Source organism: Nocardia citri, assembly GCF_054065835.1.
The window spans coordinates 159,165-180,943 of sequence record NZ_JBSUQM010000007.1 but is presented as its reverse complement, the minus strand read 5'-3'; the positions used below and the strand labels follow the sequence as shown (position 1 = coordinate 180,943).

Genomic DNA, 21,779 nt, shown 5'->3' with positions numbered 1-21,779 from the left:
AGGACCCTGGCGGCACTCGCGTGCTCGACCGGTTCATGCTCCGAATAAGGGGTGCTCCGTGGGCCGAATGCACCCAGGGCAACCTGTGCATTGTGCCAGATCCGCGACTCGGGGGAAAATCGGACCCGACTCACCAGGCCGACCCGCGATACATCGCAGCCGCCAGAGTATCGCTCTCCGGTGCGTTGAACCCGCCATAGGCCGACCCACTCGGAAACTGTGCGGGCGCCGAACGGCGACCGTCGGTTCCGTCGCAGCAGCGCCGGGCCGATGCCTGTGGCGCCCGCGGCGCAACGATCAATCGTGATGAGAGTGGTCGGAGACCGAGGCGTGATGAGAGTGGTCGGAGACCGAGGGCAGGTGCCAATGGGCGGGTGCGGGTGGGGCGGGGACGACGGTGCGGGCCAATTCGGCCTCCGCGGCCTCACGGACATGGACGACGTCGGGCTTTCCGGCGATCAGGTCTTGTATAAAGATTTTGGCTCGGATCACCGGGCGTCGATAGCGGCGTTCGCGAACTATCGCCCGGTACATCAGGCGTCGCTTGCCTGGATAACGCCACCGAGCCCATGGTGCACCCGGTCGGCTCAAACGGAATGCGCCGACCACGAGTAGGGGCAGGAAGAACATGCCGAACAGGCCGGTCCAGATCTTGCCCTTGGCGATCACGATTGCCGCCAACCCGAGATTCACCACGGCGAAGAGGACGACGAAGATCCGGACTTCAGTGCTGGGGTCGCGGCGGAAGTCGTTGATATCCAATAACCACAGCGGGTGGAATCCGAGCAGCAGCAGTCCGGTCACCGCGAGCGCGACGAAGACCGCATCGACCGAGGTGCGGCCCTGCTCCTCCCAGTACACATCGCGCAGATAGAAGATCAGCGCGAATTCGTCGAGGGTCAGGGCCGCGCCGACACCGAACGCCGCGGCGAGCAGGCTCGCGGTGAGCGTATCGGCGTTCGCGTAGGTGGTGACCAACCCGATGCCGGACAGCAGCACCAGGATGACCCCGAACACCATGTGGTGGATGTGCACACCACCGGACCGCAGATTGCCGGGCCACCAGCGGACCTGCTTGCGGATCAATCGGACGCTGAGCCGGATCAGCAAGAAGCCGACGATGAACCCGAGGAGGAAGCACAGCAGCGGCAGGCGGCCGTGCGCGATCACATCGTCTTCGAGCCACCGTCGCATGGCCGCTTAGAAACCTCCGCTCGTATCGCCCTACTGCCCGAAACCGGCCCGCCGCAGCGCATCCGCCATCGAACCGCTCGGTGCGGGAGCGTTGCGCCGCTGGTTGCCCTGGTTGCGGCCCGGATTCTGCTGTCGAGCCTGACCTTGCTGCCTACCCTGACCATTCTGCCGCTGTCCGCCGCGATCCGAACCACCTCGGCTACCTTGGCCACGGCCGCGACCACCGTCGCCCTTGGCCGGGGCGCCCGGCTCGTCGTCCAGCCGCAGGGACAGTCCGATGCGCTGACGTGCGACATCGACCTCGAGCACCTTCACCTTGACGACATCGCCGGACTTCACCACCTCGCGCGGATCCTTGACGAAGTTGTGCGACATTGCCGAGACGTGCACGAGGCCGTCCTGGTGCACACCGATATCAACGAATGCACCGAATGCGGCCACATTGGTGACCACACCCTCGAGCACCATGCCCGGCTGCAGATCCGCGACCTTCTCCACGCCCGCCGCGAATTCGGCGGTCTTGAATTCCGGACGCGGGTCGCGACCGGGCTTCTCGAGTTCGGAGATGATGTCGGTGACAGTGGGGATACCGAATTTCTCGTCGGTGAAATCGACCGGCCGCAGCGCACGCAGGGCGGTGGTGTTGCCGATCAGTTCCGCCATGCCGCGTCCGGTCGATTCCAGGATGCGCCGCACCACCGGATAGGCCTCGGGGTGCACAGCGGAGGTGTCGAGCGGATCGTCGCCGCCGCGGATGCGCAGGAAGCCCGCGCACTGTTCGAAGGCCTTGGGGCCCAGGCGTGGGACCTCCAGCAGCGCGGTGCGGCTGCGGAACGGGCCGTGCTGATCCCGATGCGCCACAATACTTTCGGCGATCGAATTGGCGATACCGGAAACCCGCGAGAGCAGCGGCACCGATGCGGTATTCACGTCGACGCCGACCGCGTTCACCGCATCCTCGACCACCGCGCCCAGCGAGCGGGCCAGCAGTGTTTCGGAGACATCGTGTTGGTACTGGCCGACACCGATGGACTTCGGGTCGATCTTCACCAATTCGGCCAGCGGGTCCTGCAGACGGCGCGCGATGGATACCGCGCCGCGCAGCGAGACATCCATATCCGGCAGTTCCTGCGAGGCATACGCCGATGCGGAGTACACCGACGCGCCCGCTTCGGAGACCACGATCTTGGTCGGCTTGCGCTCCGGAATCCGCGAAATCAGTTCGGCGGCAAGGGCATCGGTCTCGCGCGAAGCGGTACCGTTGCCGATGGCGATGAGCTCGACGCCGAAGCGGGCGACCAGCGCGCCCAGCACGGCCAGGGATTTCTCGGTCTGGCCTTGCGGCTTGTGCGGGTAGATGACCTCGGTCGCGACGACCTTGCCGGTGGCATCGACGACGGCGACCTTCACACCGGTGCGGTAGCCCGGATCCAGGCCCATGGTGGTACGGGTGCCCGCGGGCGCGGCCAGCAGCAGGTCACGCAGATTCGCGGCAAAGATGTCGACGGCGTCCTTCTCGGCGGCCTGACGCAGCCGCATGCGGGTGTCGATGCCAAGGCTCACTTGCAGTTTCGTGCGCCACGCCCAGCGCACCGTATCCAGCAGCCAGGTGTCGGCGGCCCGGCCGCGATCGGCGATATCGAACTTCACCGCGATGCGGCCCTCGTAAACGGTCCGCTCGCCCGGCTCGAGTTCTTCGGTATCGGGTTCGAGCTGCAGCTGCAGGATCTCTTCCTTCTCACCGCGCAGCAGCGCCAGGATTCGGTGTGAGGGCAGCTTGCCGAACGGCTCACTGAATTCGAAGTAGTCGGCGAACTTCGCGCCCGCCTCCTCCTTGCCCGGACGCACGCTCGAGCTGACCTGACCGCGGTTCCACATCAGCTCGCGCAGCTCGCCGACCAGGTCGGCATCCTCGGCGAAACGCTCGACCAGAATGGCGCGGGCGCCGTCGAGCTGTTCGGCGGTGTACTGCGCGGGATCGGTGGTCGGATCGCCGATCAGCGCATCGGCGACGGGTTCGTGACCGGCCTCGCGGGCGATCTGCGCCTTGGTGCGCCGCTTCGGCTTGTACGGCAGGTAGATGTCCTCGAGGCGGGCCTTGGTCTCGGCCGTCATCAGCTGCCCGAGCAGCGCGTCATCGAGTTTGCCCTGGCCCTTGATGGATTCGATGATCGAACCGCGGCGCTCGTCTAGTTCGCGCAGGTAGGTCAGGCGCTCGTCGAGCTGGCGGAGCTGGGCGTCATCGAGGCCACCGGTGACCTCTTTTCGGTACCGCGCGATGAAGGGCACCGTCGAACCCGCATCCAACAGCTCCACGGCGGCCCGGACCTGGGTCTCGCGCACGCCGAGCTCATCGGCGATGCGCCGCCCCACGCTGGCTAGAGCTGTGGTCGCGGCCGGTACCGCGGCGGTCGTGTCGGTGTTCGTCGCTGAACTGGCGATCTCGGGCGCTGTCGTCACGCCCGAGACACTACCGTTGTCACCTGACAAACGGTCCGCGCCCAGGTAAACCGGGCTGCCGATGCCCGAATCGCACGGTGTCAGCACTGGTCCGGACGGTCGACCAAGGCCTTGGACAGCTCACGCTCCCCCACCTGCCGGACCTTTTGCCGGCCGTCAGGCGGCCGCAGACTTTCACTGCGGGCCGACCGTCGAGCTCGCGGCGGAGTTTTCTACGTCCCCGACGAATTACCCATGTGCTCACCCAATCACTCCTCACGGTGCGAAGACGCGAGCAGTTCCGCGGCCAGCTCACGCATTTCAGCCTTACGAATTTTTCCCGTGACAGTCATCGGGAACTCGTCGACGATGTGCACGTAGCGCGGGATCTTGAAGTGGGCGAGCTTGCCGGTGCAGAAAGCGCGGATCGCGGCGACGTCCAATGGCGTTGTGCCGTCTTTCATTCGGAGCCAGACCATCAGTTCCTCGCCGTATTTCGGGTCGGGGACGCCGACTACCTGGGCGTCGAGGATATCCGGGTGGGTGTAGAGGAACTCCTCGATCTCACGCGGGTAGATATTCTCGCCACCGCGGACCACCATATCTTTGATCCGGCCGGTGATCGCGAGGTATCCGTCGTCGTCCATTACGCCGATATCGCCGGTGTGCATCCAGCGGGCGGCATCGATGGCCTCGGCGGTCTTCTCGGGTTCGGACCAGTATCCGAGCATGACCGAGTAGCCGCGGGTGCACAGTTCGCCGGGTTCGCCGCGCGGCACCGTCAAACCCGTTGCGGGGTCGACGATTTTTACCTCGAGATGCGGGCCGACCCGGCCGACGGTTGCGGTGCGCCGGTCGATGCCGTCGTCGCGGCGGGTCTGGGTCGATACCGGAGAGGTTTCGGTCATGCCGTAGCAGATGCACACCTCGCTCATCCCCATCCGATCGATTACCCGCTTCATCACCTCGACCGGACAGGGTGATCCGGCCATGATGCCGGTGCGCAGGCTGGACAGCTCGACGTCCGTACCCGAATCCAATTCCGCGAGTATGGCGATGAACATCGTTGGTACGCCGTAAAGCGACGTGCACCGCTGTGCCGCAACCGCATTCAGGGTTACGACCGGATCGAAGGCCGGTGCCGGAATCACCACGGCCGCACCATGACTGGTGCTTGCCAGGTTGCCCATGACCATGCCGAAGCAATGATAGAAGGGCACTGGCACGCAGATCCGGTCCTGTTCGGTATAGCCGCAGAGTTCGCCGACGAAGTAGCCGTTGTTGAGGATGTTGTGGTGGCTCAACGTCGCCCCCTTGGGAAAACCCGTTGTGCCGGAGGTGTATTGAATATTGATCGGGTCGTCCATGGACAGCGTCGCAGCGATCGCCGCGAGTCGCTCGGCATCGATATCGTTCTGCGCCACCGCATCCCATTCGGGAGTGCCGAGGATCAGCACCTGCTCCAGACCGGGGCTATTCGGCCGGGCCTGCTCGATCATGGCGACGTAGTTCGAGGTCTTGAATTCCGCGGCGGCGATCAGCATGCGCACACCGGCTTGGCGCAGCACATATTCCAGTTCGGTGGTGCGGTAAGCCGGGTTGATATTGACCAGGATCGCGCCGAGTTTCGCGGTCGCGTACTGGGTGAGGAACCATTCCGCGCAGTTCGGGGCCCAGATGCCGACCCGGTCGCCCTTGGTGATGCCGCGTGCGGCCAATCCGGTGGCCAGCGCATCGATCGCGGCCGCGAGTTGGCGGTAGGTCCAGCGGCGACCGGTTGGACAGTCCACCAGGGCTTCTCGGTCCGCATGGGCGGCGGCGATGCGGTCGAAATTATGGCCGATGGTATCGCCGAGCAGTGGGGAGTCCGCCGTGCCGGATGCGTAACTCGCAAGTGCGGACATCACCGAACCCCCTGCTGCCGCAGGATGAACCGCTGCACCTTGCCGCTGGGCGTCTTGGGCAGTGCGTCCACGAAATGCACCTTGCGTGGATACGCGTGCGCGGCGAATTTGCGTTTCACCAGGGTCTGCAATTCGGCCTCGAGTTCGGCATTCCCTTCGAAACCATGGCGTAGCACCACAAATGCCTCCAGCACCTCACCGCGTAATTCGTCGGGCATGCCGACGACCGCGGCCTCGGCCACCCGCTCATCCAGTACCAGCACGCTTTCCACCTCGAACGGGCCGATGCGGTATCCGGCCATGATGATGACATCGTCGTCGCGGGCGGAAAAGTGGAAGAAACCGTCCGCATCCTGGAATCCGGCATCCCCGGTCAGATACCAGCGGCCGTCGGCGGTATAGCGCTGCGCGGTACGTCCCGGGGCGTCGAGGTAGCCGAGGAACCACAGCAGCGGGCTGCTTTGGGTATCGATGGCGACCCGGCCCAGTTCGCCGACCGGCGCTTCGACGTCGGCGTCGTCCGCGAGCACTGCGCAACGCCAACCCGGCATTGTCCGGCCCATCGAGCCCGCGGGCGCGTCGACTCGCAGCGCGTCGTGCCAGGAATTGCAGATGAGCATGCCGTGCTCGGTCTGCCCGTAGTGGTCGCGCACGGCGACGCCGAGCGCTTCGACCGACCATGTCACGACATCCGGGGTCAGCGGTTCGCCCGCCGAGGACGCCCGCCGCAACCGGAGATCCGTTGGGGCAACCGTACTATCGGCGCGCAACGCGCGGTAGACCGTCGGCGCGGCGGTGAAGTTGGTGACGCCGAAACGTTCGAGCATATGCCAGGTCAGTGGCGCGGAGAAGGCGGCATGCAGTAGCAGGCTTCGGATACCGGAGGCCAGTGGGCTCAGAATCGCCCAGTACAGTCCGTAGGCCCAACCTGGATCCGCCGCATTCCAATAGACGTCGTCCGGGCGCACATCGAGCGAAAACTCCTGGTACGCATGGAATGCCGCGAGCGCTCGCACCGGGATCGGGACGCCTTTCGGGGTGCCCGTTGTGCCGCTGGTGAACAATTGCACCAGCAGGCCATCCCCGCCGACATGCGCGGCAACCGCGCGCGGATCGTCGGAGGTATGCGTGGCGAGCAGATCGGCGAACCGCAGCGGGGTTGTCGGCGGGTCCTGTACTCCGGGCCCGTCCGCGGCGGCGATCGCCGAATCGTCCGTTCGCTGCCCATCGGCAGGTGTACGCGGTGCACCGTGCGCGCCCGCGGCCGCCGTCAGATCGGCGCAGACACGCACGCCAGCGGAGCCCGAGCCGTCCCCGGCAATGATGACGCGCCACGGCGGAGCAGCCGGGATGTCATCACTCGGTATCAGCTTCGCCGCCTGTTCGATGTCGGCGATCACGATCGTCGCGCCGCTCGCGGCCAGTCGGAAGGCGATCGCGGGCGGCGCGAAAGCGGTGAACAGCGGGACGTGGACCGCACCGCGACGCCAGATGCCGAGCAGCGCCACCACCAAATCGGCGGACTTCGACATGAGCGTGGCGACGCGATCCCCCGGTTCGATGCCGAGTTCGGCGAGGGTGACGGCGCAGCGCTCGGAGCGCTCGCGCAACTCACCGTAGGTGAGGTCGGTCGAGGTCAGATCGGGGTCGACAATGGTGAACGCGACCCGGTCGGCGGGGTGCCGGTCGCATAGCAGATCCGCCACGCTGACGTCGGGTCCGTCGTAGGTCTCCAGTAACTCGCGCACGCGCGCGCGCAGATCCGCAATCATGTCGCCTCTCCTCATCGATGATCCAGGCCACCTCGATCTCCAACAGTCCACCTCGATCTCCAATATGATGTGGCTCACATCGCGTCCGGCGCTACCCCCGAAAAGGGGTGAGTCTTTTGACCCACACCACCGCGCTGCTGCGACCGCGCGACCGCGACGCGCTGCGCGCCGAGATCCGCTGGGTGGCGAACAAGGCCGGTGTGCCAGTGGTGTTCGGCGGCGAGGTGCACAACGACGCGCTGCTGCTCACCGAATTCGTCGGCACCGTTACCAATGCCCTGCACGGTCTGGCCGTGCTGCGCGCCTCCGGACTGGGCGGCCGGGTCATGGATATGCGTCGCCCCGCTTCGGTCGCCGACTACCGCAGCGCCTCCGATATCACCCATCACTACGACGGTCCGGTCTCCGGCGAACGCATCCGCTCGGTAGTCGCGGTGCCCGTGGTCGTCGACGATCGCTCCCGTGCGGTGCTCTATGCCGCCACCCGTGGCGGCACACCGCTCGGCGACCGCACGACCGATCTGATCGTCGCGGCCAGCCGACGCCTGGCCACCGAGATCACGATCCGCGACGAGGTGGACCGACGTCTTCACCTACTGGAAATGACCGCGCCCGCACCCGATGCCGCACCCGCCATCGCCGAGGAACTGCGTGAGATCAATGCCGAACTCCGCGGCGCGGCCCGCTCGGCCGAGGACGAACGCCTACGCGAACGCCTGCACTCGGTGTGCGAACGTCTCACACGCGTCCTGGTCGGCGACCGACCCGCGGACGCCCCGCGCCTGTCCGGACGGGAACTCGACGTGCTCGCTCAAATCGCGCTCGGCTGCACCAATCACGAAGTCGCCCAACACCTTTCGCTCGGACCGGAAACCGTCAAGAGCTATCTGCGCAATGCGATGAGCAAACTCGACGCGCACTCCCGCCACGAGGCCGTCGTCACCGCTCGACGCCTCGGTCTGCTGCCCTGAGTCAAGCCACAGATCGCACACACCCATCGATTGACCCGAGGTTCCGCGCGTAGCAGGCGAAAGGTCGCGATTTCAGTCGTCGTCGTCGGCGAGTAGATCCGGCCGCCGCGCACGGGTCCGAGCGAGCGACTGTTCACGCCGCCACGCGGCGACCTTGCCATGATCACCGGACAACAGGATCGGCGGCACTTCGAGGCCGCGCCAGGAGACGGGGCGCGTGTAGCTCGGCCCCTCGAGCAGTCCATCGGAGAACGAATCCTCCTGGTGGGATTGCTGATTGCCGAGTACGCCGGGAAGCAGGCGAACCACGGCCTCGACCATGACGAGAACCGCCGCCTCACCGCCGATGAGGACATAGTCACCGATGCTGACCTCTTCGACGCGAACCCGGCGGGCGGCGTCGTCGAAGACGCGTTGATCGATGCCTTCGTAACGGCCGCAGGCGAATACGAGGTGCTTCTCGGTCGCCCAGCGTTGCGCGGTGGCCTGGGTGAAGGGCACTCCAGCGGGCGTCGGCACCAGGAGCAGGGCATCGTCGGGACATACCTCATCGAGGGCATCGCCCCAGACCGTCGGCTTCATGACCATGCCGGGCCCACCGCCGTAGGGCGAATCGTCGACCGACTTGTGCACGTCACGCGTCCAGCGACGCAGATCGTGCACGTCGAGGGCGATCAGGCCCTTGTCGATGGCCTTGCCCAGCAACGCCGTTCGCAGCGGCTCCAGATACTCCGGAAATATCGTGACGACATCGAGTTTCATGCTGTCCTCTGTTTCCGGTGGATCCGCGATCCGTCATTCCGGATCGAGCAGACCCTCCGGGGGATCGATGACGACCAGTCGCTCGGCCAGCGAGACCGTCGGCACGATCGCGGTGACGAACGGGATCAGGATCTCCCTGCCATCATCGGCGGCACGCACCGAAAGCAGTTCTCCCGCAGCCGAATGCAGTACCTCGGTGACCTTGCCGACCACGATGCCATCGGTGAGCTGGACGGTCAGCCCCTCCAACTCGTGGTCGTAGAACTCGTCCGGATCCTGCGACGGCGGCAGCTCCGCACTGTCCACGACAAAGAGCGTGCCGCGCAGCGCGTCGGCGGCGGTGCGGTCGCAGACCCCGGCGAGTCGCACGAGAAGTCGGCCCGAATGCTCTCGAGCCGACTCCACGGTGAACTCACGGACTTCTTCGGATCGCACCACCCGCCCGCGCAGCCGCACACCGGGTGCGAAACGCGCGTCGGGGTCGTCGGTGCGTACCTCGACGACCAGTTCGCCGCGCACACCGTGCGATTTGGCGACCCGGCCTACGACGAGTTCCATTTAAGCGTCGGTATCGACCACGTCGACCCGGATGCCCCGGCCGCCGATGCCGGCGACGAGGGTGCGCAGCGCGGTCGCGGTACGACCGCCGCGACCGATCACCTTGCCCAGGTCATCGGGGTTGACGTGCACCTCGACGGTGCGTCCGCGGCGGCCGGTGATCAACTCGACCCGGACGTCGTCCGGATTGGCGACAATGCCGCGAACCAAGTGCTCCACGGCATCGGCGACGACGGCGCTCACGACCCCGCCTCGCTGACGCTCGGCTCCACCATGACCGAGCCAGGCTCGGCTGTGCCCGTGGTTCGCTCGCTACGCTCGCTCATGCCTCCACCTCGCTGACGCTCGGCTCCACCATGACCGAGCCAGGCTCGGCTGTGCCCGTGGTTCGCTCGCTACGCTCGCTCACGGTTACTCGGCAGCCTCGGTCTCAGCGGCCTCGTCCTTCTTGGCGGCCTTCTTCTTGGGGGTGACGGCCTCGGCGATCGGCTCGTTATCGGCGGCGGCCAGCGCGGCGTTGAACAGGTCCAGCTTGGACGGCTTCGCGGGCTTCACCTTCAGGGTGCCCTCGGCGCCCGGCAGGCCCTTGAACTTCTGCCAGTCGCCGGTGATCTCCAGCAGCCGCTGCACGGCCTCGGTCGGCTGCGCGCCGACACCCAGCCAGTACTGCACGCGCTCGGAGTCGATCTCGATCAGCGACGGCTCTTCCTTCGGGTGGTACTTGCCGACGCTCTCGATGGCGCGGCCGTCACGACGGGTGCGGGCGTCCGCGATGACCACGCGGTACTGCGGGTTACGGATCTTGCCGAGACGGGTGAGCTTGATGCGAACAGCCATGTGCTGATCTGCCTTTCAGTGGTTGGTCACGGCGCAATTCAGCGACCCGCACGGTCTGCGAGCCCGGTTTTGCGCTTGGCGTGTGTGACCGCCGCGCGGTACGGAACCGGAGACGGGCTGACACTTGTCCAGGAAGGACGATGGTCCATTGTGCCAGACCGGCCCCCTGCCCCTGAAATCGCGTCGTCCGGAAACGATCGACGGCCCGGCTCGGTTGATCACGACATGGGGATCTTCTGGAGGCGCCGTCGACGCAGGCGGGGCGAGGTCGCCGAGGGGGCACCGAAATCGGCGGTGACGCGGCGATGGAATTGCAGGCGCCCGACCTCGCGCACGCCACTGCCGGCGGTATTCGCGGCGTGATCAGCGGGATCGCGAACCTGCTCAGCTGACTATCACGCAGTTCGATAGCGCAGCAGCACGACCCCGAAACGGAACTATCGGTGCTCGACCAAGTACTCCCTAGCGCAGATCCGCCGTTGTGACGGTGACCGGAACAGGTCCGGGAGCCACGACCGTCTCGCCCGCCGCAACATATACCTGCTGACGGCATCCACTCTCACCGAGCCGGCAACCCCAGAACCGTGCTGGCTTGTCCTCGGGCAACTCCAACCTGAGTATTGCTGAGCGTGAGCGCCCATTCATGAGCACGATTCGCGGGATCCCCCGGATTCGGCCAGGAAATGGGCGCTCAGGGCAACCAGCTCAGCGGACCAGCGGGGCCAGGGTGCGCCCGGCGAGATCCACGGCACCCGGCTCATGGCCGTTCGTCACCATATTGACGATGAGGCCCTGCACACCTTGATCGAGGACCCTGGTCTGCAACTGTTCGGCGACATCGGCTGGGGAGCCGACGAATTGACGGTCGGCGATGGTCTGTTTGCGCTCGTCCTCCGAGAGTGTGGACAGGTCGACACCGATACCGCGCAGCAGGTCCTGCTGTTGTTTACGGGCGCGGTCGCCGTCCTCATCGATCATCAGGAAACAGAGGAAGCTGACCTCCAAAGTGTCCGGGTCGCGACCGATTTCGGCACAGCGCTGGTGCAGCGCCTCGATCTTACGGGGCAGTTCAGAGGCATTGCAGATGATATTGAGGTGGTCGGCGAAGCGGGCCGCCAACGCGAAGGTCTTCTTCTCGCCGCCGCCACCGAGCAGGATCGGCAGGTCATTGCGCAGCCGCGGCTCGTTCATGGCGTTCTCGGTGTGGTACCACTTGCCGGCGAAGGTCGAGTGTTCCCCGCGCAGCATCGGCGTAATGATCCGCAGCGCCTCATCGAGCCGCTGGAACCGTTCGGTGAAGGTGCCGAATTCGAAGCCGTAGGACTGATGTTCGAGCTCGAACCAGCCGGCGCCGATGCCGAGGACGGCCCGTCCGCCGCTCACCAGATCCATGGTGGTGACGGTCTTGGCGAGCAGTGCCGGATTGCGATAGGTGTTGCCGGTTACCAACGCCGACAACTGAATTCGTTCGGTAGATGCGGCGATTCCGGACAATGTGCTATACGCCTCCAGCATCGGCTCACTCGGCTGGCCGAGTCCGGGTAGCTGGTAGAAGTGATCCATGACGAAGACCGTGTCGAAGCCAGCGGCTTCGGCCTCCCTGGCCTGGGCGACCACGGTCGGAAAGAGTTCGCTGACGGGCTGGCCATAACTGAAGTTGGGCATCTGATAACCGAGGCGAATGGTCATAGCCCGACCCTACGCGCGCCACCCCCACCTTGCCGATCTTGCTCACATCAACCCCGTGACCTCGGAGGGTGTCGTATACCGACGGACAATCTCGCACAAGCTACAACCTGTGCGCGCTACCTCCGCGCCATGCGGTCGGTCAGCGGTGGCCGGTGACCGGGCTTTTGACCAGACGGCCGCGCAGGATCACGTACTGGGGCTCGGTGAGAGCGGCGGGGTTGGTGCGCGGGTCTTCCTGGTAGACAACGAAATCCGCGGGCGTACCGGGTTCGATGCCCGGTCGGCCGAGCCAGGTGCGAGCATTCCAGGAAGCGGCACCGAGTGCGTCGTGTTTCGACAGGCCCGCACCAGACAGGGCGGCGATTTCGTCGGCAATGCGGCCGTGGCGGATGGATCCGCCCGCGTCGGTGCCCGCGAAGATCGGGACGCCCGCATCGTGCGCATCGGCGACGGTGCGGCGCACGCGCGCGTGCAGATCGCGCATATGTGCGGCGTAGATGGGGAACTTGCCTGCGCCGTCCGCGATTCCGGGGAAGGTATCGATGTTGATCAGTGTCGGGACCAGCACGGTGCCGTGTTCGACCATCAGCTCGATGGTCTCGTCGGTCAGGCCGGTGCCGTGCTCGAGACAGTCGATGCCCGCGTTGATCAGGCCGGGCAGAGCATCCTCGCCGAAGACGTGCGCCGTTACCCGCGCGCCGTTGGCGTGCGCGGCATCGATCGCCTCTTTCAGGATCGTATCGCTCCACAGCGGTCGCAGATCGCCGACGGACCGGTCGATCCAGTCCCCGACGATCTTCACCCAGCCATCGCCCAACCGAGCCTGTTCCGCGACGATCTCCGGCAGATCGCGCTCATCGTCGAGTTCGATGCCGAGCTCGCGGATGTACCGCCGTGGTCGAGCGATATGGCGGCCGGCGCGGATGATCCGCGGCAGTTCCTCGTGCTCATCGATGAAGCGCGTATCGATCGGTGAACCCGCATCGCGCAGCAGCAGCGCACCCGCATCCCGCTCGGTCTCGGCCTGCGCGATCGCCCCGTCCCGATCCTCATGTCCCCCGCCGTACCGGATCCCGACGTGGCAGTGCGCATCGACGAGCCCGGGCACGATCCACCCTGTGCCACACAGAGTTTCGGCCCCCGCGACGGGCTCGAACGACACCAGCCCATCCCGCACCCACAGGTCACGCACCTCGCCCTCAGGCAGCACCACACCCCGCAGATGCACAGTAACCTCCTCGACGTCGTCGGCGCTGTCCAACCTAGTGCCGATGCCGCGTGACGGTCACCTCGACCGCTAGCGTGAGCTCTGCACCGAAGCGCGACCGAAGCGCCCTATTTCTTCGGAAAGTTCAGCTTGGACAGGTCGAACCCCTCGAGCCCAGGCGGCAGCTGGTCCAACCCGGCGGGCATCCCGGACAGATCCGGCATCCCCGCGGGCATACCCGGCATTCCCGGGAACCCACCGCGCATCTTCGGCGGCGTGGGCCCGCGCCCACCCTTCTTGCCCTTCTTGCCCTTCTTCGTATTGCCGCGACGCGAGCCGGGCAGGCCCATCTGGCGGCCCATCATGGCCATCATCTTCTTGGCCTCGAAGAAACGGTCGACGAGCTGGTTGACCTCGGAGACCTGCACGCCGGAGCCGTTGGCGATGCGCAGGCGGCGAGAGGCGTTGATAATCTTCGGATTAGCGCGTTCGGCCGGGGTCATGCCGCGAATGATCGCCTGCACCCGGTCGAGCTGTTTATCGTCGACCTGGGCGAGCACATCTTTCATCTGCCCCGCGCCGGGGAGCATGCCGAGCAGGTTGCCGATGGGGCCCATTTTGCGGATGGCGAGCATCTGATCGAGGAAGTCCTCGAGCGTCATCTCGCCGCTGCCGATCTTGCGGGCGGCTTCCTCGGCCTGCTGCTGGTCGTAGACCTGTTCGGCCTGCTCGATGAGGCTGAGCACGTCACCCATGCCGAGGATGCGCGAGGCCATCCGGTCCGGATGGAAGACGTCGAAGTCCTCGAGCTTCTCACCGGTGGAGGCGAACATGATCGGCGCGCCGGTCACATTGCGGACCGACAGCGCGGCACCACCGCGGGCGTCACCGTCGAGCTTGGTGAGCACGACACCGGTGAAGCCGACGCCGTCACGGAAGGCCTCAGCGGTATTGACCGCGTCCTGACCGATCATCGCGTCGAGCACGAACAGCGTCTCGTCGGGCTTGACCGCGTCGCGGATCCCGGCGGCCTGCGCCATCAGCTCGGCGTCGATACCGAGGCGACCGGCGGTATCGACGATGACCACGTCGTATTGCTTGCTGCGCGCCTCCGCGACACCGGCCTCGGCCACCGTGACCGGATCGGCCGCCGAGATGCCGAGCGGATTCTCGCCGCCGCCGATGGAGGTGCCGGGATGCGGCGCGAAGACGGGCGCGCCCGCTCGTTCACCGACTACCTGGAGCTGGGTCACCGCACCGGGGCGCTGCAGGTCACAGGCCACCAGGAGGGGCTGGTGGCCCTGACCCTTCAGCCATTTCGCGAGCTTGCCCGCCAGGGTCGTCTTACCGGAACCCTGCAGACCGGCGAGCATGATGACGGTCGGTGGGTTCTTGGCGAGGATCAGCCTGCGGGTTTCGCCGCCGAGGATGCCGACGAGTTCCTCATTGACGATCTTGACGACCTGCTGGGCCGGATTGAGCGCGGCGGAGACCTCCGCCCCCTTGGCCCGCTCCTTGATCTTCGCGATGAAACCGCGCACCACGGGCAGCGCGACGTCGGCCTCGAGCAGGGCCAGGCGGATCTCGCGACAGGTGGCGTCGATGTCGGCCGGAGACAGACGCCCCTTACCGCGAAGATCCTTGAGGGCACCGGTAAGCCGGTCGGACAGGGATTCGAACACCGATCGCGCTCCTGATCTCGTGGGACGTCACTTGGTATCCCAGAGTAATGCGACTGCCCACATGTGCGCGCAAGCGGTGCTCGCTTCCCGGCGTTATTCCAACGTCCGGCGACGCGGTTTGGCGGTTTTGCGGTAGTCGTGGTTTTCCTGAGCAACCATGAAAACCGCCTCCCGACCGGTGAGGCCGAGCTCGAGGGCCAGGTCGTCCAGCATGGCCCATTCCGCACCTGTGGGCACATCGTGGGTGGCCACGGTGGTGGCAATCGTCATAGCGGTCACAGCCTGCTGACCGGACAGTGTCCGGCCGGGCAGCCAGGAAACCACCCACCGATCACCACCGACGCAACGCGCCATATGCGTGGTCTCGTCACTTGTCATCATCGACGCCGAAACGACTTCAATTGCCACCGAGTTGCTCCCCTCATGCTCGCGATAGCCAGACGCTCTGATATTAGGGTCCGACGGGCGCGCTGCCTACTCTTTCAGCAAATCATGCGCAAATGTAAATCATCAGGAGATCGAGTTGGTGCCCGGCGGCCCGACTCCCTCCGGAGGCTTCGGGGCCGGCCGCGGAACCACCCCCATAACGGCCTTTTCGATGGTTTCCCGACGCTCCGGACTGTCGACGCCGAGGTCGAGGCTGAAGGCGTCGACCACTGCCGAACCCATGGTCACCACCTTCGCCCAGCGCACATCCGCGCCGCATTCGGCAAACGCCGCGGCTAAACGGCTGAGCAGCCCGATCCGGTCCTCGGCGCGCAATTCCAGGACCACCTGTCCTGGGGTCGAGGTCGCCGACCAGATCGCCCGGGGCTGCGCCTGCGCGTATGGGCTCGGGCCCGCGCCGGTGGCCTCGCGCTCCCGCTTCGCCAGTTGCGCGGACAGGTCCAGATCGCCAGCGGTCGCCCGGATCAGCTCCTGCCGCAGCAGTCCACCGTCCGGCGGATCGCCGAACTTCGGGGAGACCACGAACGTATTGACGGCCGAGGCGCCTTCGCTGCCCACGGTCGCCGAGAGCACTCGCAGCGAATGCAGCGCCAACACCCCGGCGGCATCCGAGAGCAGCCCCGGCGTATCCGGTGCGATCACGGTGACCGTGTAGGTGTGCTTGCCCTCACCGGGCCGCAGATCGACGTGCACACTGCCCGCCGCGGCCTTGGCCAGCAGTTCCGGTGCGATCGGCGCCGGCTCCGGCAGCTGATCCCCCGCCATGACCAGGCGGCAGCGGCGCACGAGTTCCCCGATCAGCGAGGCCTTCCAATCGCCCCAGACACCGGGGCCGGTGGCCAGCGAATCGGCCTCGGCCAAGGTGTGCAGCAGTTCGAGCAGTTGCACGTCACCGCCGAGGGTGTCGACGACGAATTGCACGGTGTCGGGATCGGCCAAATCACGCCGAGTCGCCGTATCGGGCAATAACAGATGGTGGCGCACCATGGCGCTGAGCGTCCGCACATCCGATGGCCACAGGCCCAGCCGCCGTCCGATGTGGGTGGCCAGTTCCGCGCCGACAATGCTGTGGTCACCGACCCGGCCCTTGCCGATATCGTGCAGCAGCGCGCCGAGCATCAGCAGGTCGGGACGGGCGACGCGGGTGCTCGACGCGCTCGCGTAGGCGACGGTCTCCATCAGGTGCCGGTCCACGGTCCAGGTGTGCAGCGCATCGCGCGGCGGTAGGTCGCGCACCGCACCCCACTCCGGAAGCAGCCTGCCCCACAGGCCCGTTCGGTCCAGTGCCTCAACCGCATCGATGGTGCCGCGCCCCGCTCCGAGCAGGATCAACAGGTCGTTGAGCGCGTCCTTGGGCCAGGGTTCGCGCAGCTCCGGCGCATCCTCGGAAAGTCGGTTGAGCGTGGTCGCGGACATCGGCAGCCCGGTCCGCGCCGATGCCGCGGCCACCCGCAGGATCAGTCCGGGATCACGTTGCGGCCGCGCATCCCGCGCCAACACGACTTCCCCCGCGTGTTCGACCACCCCCTCGTCAAGTGGTCGACGTACCGGCATGCGTCGCAGTCGCGCGAGCCCACGACGCGGTAGCGCATTGGCGGCGGTGCGCAGACCGACATCGACGGAATAACTCACCGTCCGCGCCGAATCACTCAGTGTGCGAGCCAGATCGAAACGGTCACCGATGCGCAGCGCCGCGCCGATCTCGTCGGCATCCTGGGCGCGCAGCTGATCGCGCGCCCGGCCGGCCACCCGATGCAGCTCTGTGCGAACGTCCAGCAAACGCCGCCGCGCCTGCTTCAGACCGCCGCCCGGCACCTCCGGTCCGAGGCCCGGCATCGCATCGGTCAGCTGGGCGATGGCCAGCGCGTCGAGCAGTTGGATATCGCGCAATCCGCCGCGCCCGTTCTTCAGATCGGGTTCGGCGCGATGGGCGATCGCACCGCTGCGCTGCCATCGGGTTTCGGCCTGTTCGATCAATTCGTCGAAGCGCGAACGGATGCCGGTCCGCCACTCTCGGCGCACGCCGCCGATCAGCAGATTGCTCAGCTCGATATCGCCGACGATATGCCTGGCCTCGAGCATGCCGAGGGCCGCGATGAGATCATCGGAGGCCACGCGCAATGCCTGCGGCACGGTGCGCACGCTGTGGTCGAGCTTGATATGCGCGTCCCACAGCGGATACCAGAGCTTATCGGCCACCTCGGCCACCCGCGCTGGATCGACATCATCGTGCAGCAACACCAGATCGAGATCGGAAAACGGCAGCATTTCCTTGCGCCCGAGTCCGCCGACAGCGACAATCGCCAGACCGCTGTCGCTACCGATGCCCAAATCGGTGCCCTTGGTGGTCAGCCACAGGTCGAACAGATCGACCAGCGCCGAACGTAGAGATTCCGCGTCCAGCCGCGGACTACGGGGCAGTCCGCCCTCGAGCAATTGATTGCGTGTCCGGACCAGATCGGCCGCGCCGTTGGAGACGTTCGTACCGACATCCTCGGTCAACTGTCTGCCGTCTTGCTCGTGACTACCCACCAAACCACCGTCCATCCAAATGCGTACGGCCCCACCCCGACCGGGTGATCCGGTGGGAGCGGGGCCGTCGCTCGATTTCGATTTACCTCGAGTTGGATTGCGACGCTCCCGGGCCCCTACGTGGCCACGCTGCGCTACCGCCTCCGGGTCCGTCGCTCGCGTCGCGGTTACAGAGCGTCGGTACCGCGTTCGCCCGTCCGCACTCGGATGATCGCATCCACCGGGGTCACCCAGACCTTGCCGTCACCGATCTTGCCGGTGCGGGAGGCCTCGACGATCACCTCGACGACCTTGTCGACCGAGGCATCGTCCACGACCACCTCGACCCGAACCTTCGGCACGAAATCCACCGAGTACTCGGCACCGCGGTAGACCTCGGTGTGTCCCTTCTGGCGGCCGTAGCCCTGTACCTCGCTGACGGTCATGCCCAACACACCCGCCTGCTCCAGCCCGGACTTGACGTCCTCCAGAGTGAACGGTTTGACGATTGCGGTGATCAGTTTCATGTCGTCATGCCTCCTTGACGGCGGTACGTGCCGTGCCACCCACAGCAGCGAAATCGTATGCCGTTTCAGCGTGCTCGGACTCATCCATGCCCACCGACTCGGCTTCCTCGCTGGCGCGCAGCCCAATGGTGAACTTCACGATATAGGCAATGATCAAGCTCGCGATGAACGAGAACGCAAGTACCGCACCGGCACCGACGGCCTGACGCCACAGCTGATCGAATCCGCCACCGTAGAACAGGCCGGTCTTGCCCGCGCCCGCCTCCGGCGCGGCGACCAGGCCGACCATCAGGGTGCCGATGATGCCGCCGACGAGGTGTACTCCGACCACATCGAGCGAGTCGTCGAAGCCGAACTTGAACTTGAGGCCGACCGCCAGCGCACAGATCGCACCGGCCACGAAGCCGATCGCCAGCGCGCCGACCACGTTCACCGAGGAACAGGACGGCGTGATCGCGACCAGACCGGCCACCACACCCGAGGCGGCACCCAGCGAGGTGGGCTTACCGTCGCGGAATTTCTCCACCAGCAGCCAGGCCAGCATCGCCGCACAGGTCGCGAGGGTGGTGGTGATGAAGGTCGAACCGGCCAGACCACCGGAGGACACCGCGGAACCGGCGTTGAAACCGAACCAGCCGAACCACAGCAGACCGGCGCCGAGCATGACGAACGGCAGGTTGTGCGGACGGAACGGGGTGCTCGGCCAGCCCTTGCGCTTACCGAGGACGAGCACCAGGGCCAGGCCCGCCGCACCGGCATTGATATGGACCGCGGTACCACCCGCGAAGTCGACCGCGAGCAGTTTGTTCGCGACCCAGCCGCCCTCGTGCACGACATTGCCGTCGGCATCCTTGACGTCGAAGTCGAAGACCCAGTGCGCGACCGGGAAGTAGACAACTGTCGCCCAGATACCGGCGAACAGCAGCCAGGGACCGAACTTCAGGCGGTCGGCGACCGCACCCGAGATGAGGGCAACCGTGATGATCGCGAACATCAACTGGAACGCGACGAATACCGTCGCCGGAATGGTGCCCGCGAGCGGAATGTTGACGGCCTGGGTGGTGACGGTGCCCGCGGCATCCTTGACCTCGGCAACCGAATTGCCGCCGATCAGACCCTTGAGACCGAAGAACTGCGCCGGATCACCGATCACGCCGAACTTGTTGTCGCCGAACGCTGTCGAGTATCCGTATAGCGACCACAGCACGCCGACCAGACCCATGGCACTGATGCTCATCATGATCATGTTGAGCACGTTCTTGGAGCGGACCATGCCGCCGTAGAAAAACGCCAGGCCGGGCGTCATCAACAACACGAGCGCTGAACTGGCCAGCATCCAGGCGGTGTCACCGGTGTCCGGTGCACCGGTAAGGGGAAAAGCCACCTTAATGTCCTCCTCATCTCGGGCCCAGCCGACTCCGGCAATTGGACCTTCACAGAAGGGTCCTCATTCGGTGTTTCATCCGTGATGATGCCGTGTTTCACCTAAGTGAACGCGTAGGGCAGTTGTGTTGCTACCACGTTTCCTGGCGTACACAGACGTTTCATCGCAGGAGTGCGATGGATGTCGGAGCAAACCGACAGCTGTTTTTCGAGGAGAGGGGTTCGAGGTCGCGGAGCCTAGCCGAGCAGCGCGTCCACGAAGGCGCCGGGTTCGAAGGGAGCCAGGTCGTCGGCCCCTTCTCCGAGGCCGACCAGTTTCACCGGAACACCGAGTTCGTGCTGCACTTGGAAGACGATGCCACCCTTGGCCGTTCCATCCAGTTTGGTGAGTACGACGCCGGTGATATCGACCACTTCCGCGAACACGCGCGCCTGGATGAGACCGTTCTGTCCGACGGTGGCGTCCAGGACCAGCAGGACCTCGTCGACCGCGGCCTTCTTCTCTACGACGCGCTTGACCTTGCCGAGCTCGTCCATCAGACCGGTTTTGGTGTGCAGTCGGCCCGCGGTATCGATCATTACGACATCGACGCCGCCCTCGATACCGGCGCTGACCGCGTCGAAGGCGACGGCCGCCGGATCCGCGCCCTCCCGGCCGCGAACCGTATCCGCGCCGACCCGCTCACCCCAGGTTTGTAGCTGATCGGCGGCGGCGGCGCGGAAGGTATCGGCAGCGCCGAGCAGGACCCGGCGTCCATCTGCGACGAGTACCCGGGCGAGCTTGCCGGTCGTGGTGGTCTTTCCGGTGCCATTGACACCGACGACCAGCAGAATCGACGGATGATCGTCGTGCGGGAGCGCGCGCACCGAGCGGTCGAGTTCGGGACGTAGCGCCTCGACCAACACCTCGCGCAGCACGGCGCGGGCCTGTTCGGTGTTGCGGACGCTGCGCACGGCCATCTCCTCGCGCAGCCGCTCCACCACCGCGGCGGTGCTCGCGGTGCCGAGATCGGCCAGGACCAGCGTGTCCTCGACCTCTTCCCAGGAGTCGTCGTCCAGGTCGCCGCCGCCGAGCAGGCCGAGCAGGCTCTTGCCGACGGCGTTCTGGGAGCGGGACAGGCGGCCGCGCAGACGGACCAGGCGGCCCGCGGTGGGCTCGATGTAATCGAGGGCGGGAGTGGTCGCCGCGTCAGCGGCGGTGGGTTCGGGGGCGGCCTCCACCGAGGTGTCGTCCGGGGTTGCCGCCGGTGCGGCGGCTGCGTGCGGGGTGGTGTCGGTCGGGGCCGCGGTTGCGGGGGCAGCAGTGTCCGACGGTGCGCTGGTATCGGCGCTCGTGGGCGGGGCGGTTGCCTCGTCGGATTCGACAGTGGTAGCCGAATCGGCGGTGGCCGTTGCGGATTCGGCCGAGGTGACCGCGCCATCGGTTTCGGCCGACGGGGCCTGCGTGGTTTCGACATCACCCTCGGGCAGCGGCACATTGGTAATGCCACGCTTCGGCGCGTCACGCGGAATCGCCGCGTCGTCGCCGATATGAGGCTGCCCCTCGGTATCGGTTCGCTCGATCGGCGCGGGCTCCGGGCGTGTCGCAGTGGCCGTGCCGCCCTGACTGAAATTGAAGCCACCGGAGGCCGCGTAACCGCCCGACCGGTCGGTCAGTTCTTTCTCGGCGGTGGGTGGCGTCAGCGTGACGCGACGGCGCTTGTACAGGACGAACCCGGCGACGAACGCCACCACCAGCAGGGCGGCGACAACGGCAATCAGGATCCAGGCTTCGGAACTCACGCCGACCATCCTTGCAGAACCAGGTCCTCCCCCTACCACAGCGTCCTGAACCCGACACACAACCCCCGAGATTTCTTGTCCTGCGGAACTTCTCGCGATGGGACAATAGTATCG

Annotated in this window: 17 protein-coding genes; 1 reads left to right on the top strand and 16 read right to left on the bottom strand. The window is 66.2% G+C overall.

Annotated elements, in window-relative coordinates; translation table 11 throughout:
- Positions 1-297 precede the first annotated feature (297 nt).
- From ACW2Q0_RS13485 to ACW2Q0_RS13470, 4 genes are all read right to left on the bottom strand, one after another.
- A complete protein-coding gene (locus tag ACW2Q0_RS13485; protein WP_457189824.1) occupies positions 298-1,194 on the bottom strand; it encodes a hypothetical protein in 897 nt (298 codons plus the stop codon).
- A 30-nt stretch (positions 1,195-1,224) separates the two neighbouring features.
- Positions 1,225-3,636 carry a Tex family protein gene (locus ACW2Q0_RS13480; protein WP_457190061.1) on the bottom strand — a complete coding sequence of 804 codons (2,412 nt, stop codon included), beginning with the start codon at positions 3,634-3,636 and terminating at the stop codon, positions 1,225-1,227.
- A 266-nt stretch (positions 3,637-3,902) separates the two neighbouring features.
- The gene (locus ACW2Q0_RS13475) at positions 3,903-5,537 is read right to left on the bottom strand and encodes an AMP-binding protein (protein WP_457189822.1); all 1,635 of its coding nucleotides are present in this window, start codon (positions 5,535-5,537) and stop codon (positions 3,903-3,905) included.
- Positions 5,537-7,309, bottom strand: coding sequence for an AMP-binding protein (locus tag ACW2Q0_RS13470; RefSeq protein WP_457189820.1), 1,773 nt, complete (start codon positions 7,307-7,309; stop codon positions 5,537-5,539). Before ACW2Q0_RS13470 ends, ACW2Q0_RS13475 begins: the two co-directional genes overlap by 1 nt.
- 116 nt (positions 7,310-7,425) lie before the next feature.
- Here ACW2Q0_RS13470 and ACW2Q0_RS13465 point away from each other — a divergent pair, with 116 nt between their 5' ends.
- Entirely contained in the window at positions 7,426-8,280 is an 855-nt protein-coding gene (locus ACW2Q0_RS13465) for a response regulator transcription factor (protein WP_457189818.1), read from the top strand.
- A 72-nt stretch (positions 8,281-8,352) separates the two neighbouring features.
- Here ACW2Q0_RS13465 and trmD read toward each other — a convergent pair whose 3' ends face one another.
- From trmD to ftsY, 12 genes are all read right to left on the bottom strand, one after another.
- Positions 8,353-9,042, bottom strand: a complete 690-nt coding sequence (trmD, locus tag ACW2Q0_RS13460; RefSeq protein ID WP_457189816.1) for a tRNA (guanosine(37)-N1)-methyltransferase TrmD — start codon at positions 9,040-9,042, stop codon at positions 8,353-8,355.
- Positions 9,043-9,075: 33 nt separating this feature from the next.
- A complete protein-coding gene (gene rimM, locus ACW2Q0_RS13455) occupies positions 9,076-9,600 on the bottom strand; it encodes a ribosome maturation factor RimM (protein WP_457189814.1) in 525 nt (174 codons plus the stop codon).
- Entirely contained in the window at positions 9,601-9,843 is a 243-nt protein-coding gene (locus tag ACW2Q0_RS13450; protein WP_040693288.1) for an RNA-binding protein, read from the bottom strand.
- 168 nt (positions 9,844-10,011) lie between these two features.
- A complete protein-coding gene (gene rpsP, locus ACW2Q0_RS13445; RefSeq protein ID WP_457189811.1) occupies positions 10,012-10,437 on the bottom strand; it encodes a 30S ribosomal protein S16 in 426 nt (141 codons plus the stop codon).
- Between the two features lie 705 nt (positions 10,438-11,142).
- Positions 11,143-12,126: an LLM class F420-dependent oxidoreductase gene (locus tag ACW2Q0_RS13440; protein WP_457189809.1), complete on the bottom strand. Its 984-nt coding sequence runs from the start codon at positions 12,124-12,126 to the stop codon at positions 11,143-11,145.
- A gap of 139 nt (positions 12,127-12,265) precedes the next feature.
- On the bottom strand, positions 12,266-13,354 hold the full coding sequence (locus ACW2Q0_RS13435) for a metal-dependent hydrolase family protein (protein ID WP_457189807.1): 1,089 nt from the start codon (positions 13,352-13,354) through the stop codon (positions 12,266-12,268).
- 107 nt (positions 13,355-13,461) lie between these two features.
- Positions 13,462-15,015, bottom strand: coding sequence for a signal recognition particle protein (ffh, locus tag ACW2Q0_RS13430; protein ID WP_457189805.1), 1,554 nt, complete (start codon positions 15,013-15,015; stop codon positions 13,462-13,464).
- 93 nt (positions 15,016-15,108) lie between these two features.
- Complete coding sequence (locus ACW2Q0_RS13425) at positions 15,109-15,423, bottom strand: hypothetical protein (protein WP_457189803.1); 315 nt, start codon at positions 15,421-15,423, stop codon at positions 15,109-15,111.
- 102 nt (positions 15,424-15,525) lie between these two features.
- Positions 15,526-18,009 carry a [protein-PII] uridylyltransferase gene (locus ACW2Q0_RS13420; protein ID WP_457189801.1) on the bottom strand — a complete coding sequence of 828 codons (2,484 nt, stop codon included), beginning with the start codon at positions 18,007-18,009 and terminating at the stop codon, positions 15,526-15,528.
- A gap of 152 nt (positions 18,010-18,161) precedes the next feature.
- Positions 18,162-18,500, bottom strand: coding sequence for a P-II family nitrogen regulator (locus ACW2Q0_RS13415; RefSeq protein WP_457189799.1), 339 nt, complete (start codon positions 18,498-18,500; stop codon positions 18,162-18,164).
- A gap of 4 nt (positions 18,501-18,504) precedes the next feature.
- The gene (locus ACW2Q0_RS13410; protein ID WP_457189797.1) at positions 18,505-19,884 is read right to left on the bottom strand and encodes an ammonium transporter; all 1,380 of its coding nucleotides are present in this window, start codon (positions 19,882-19,884) and stop codon (positions 18,505-18,507) included.
- 236 nt (positions 19,885-20,120) lie between these two features.
- A complete protein-coding gene (gene ftsY, locus ACW2Q0_RS13405; protein ID WP_457189795.1) occupies positions 20,121-21,674 on the bottom strand; it encodes a signal recognition particle-docking protein FtsY in 1,554 nt (517 codons plus the stop codon).
- Positions 21,675-21,779 lie beyond the last annotated feature (105 nt).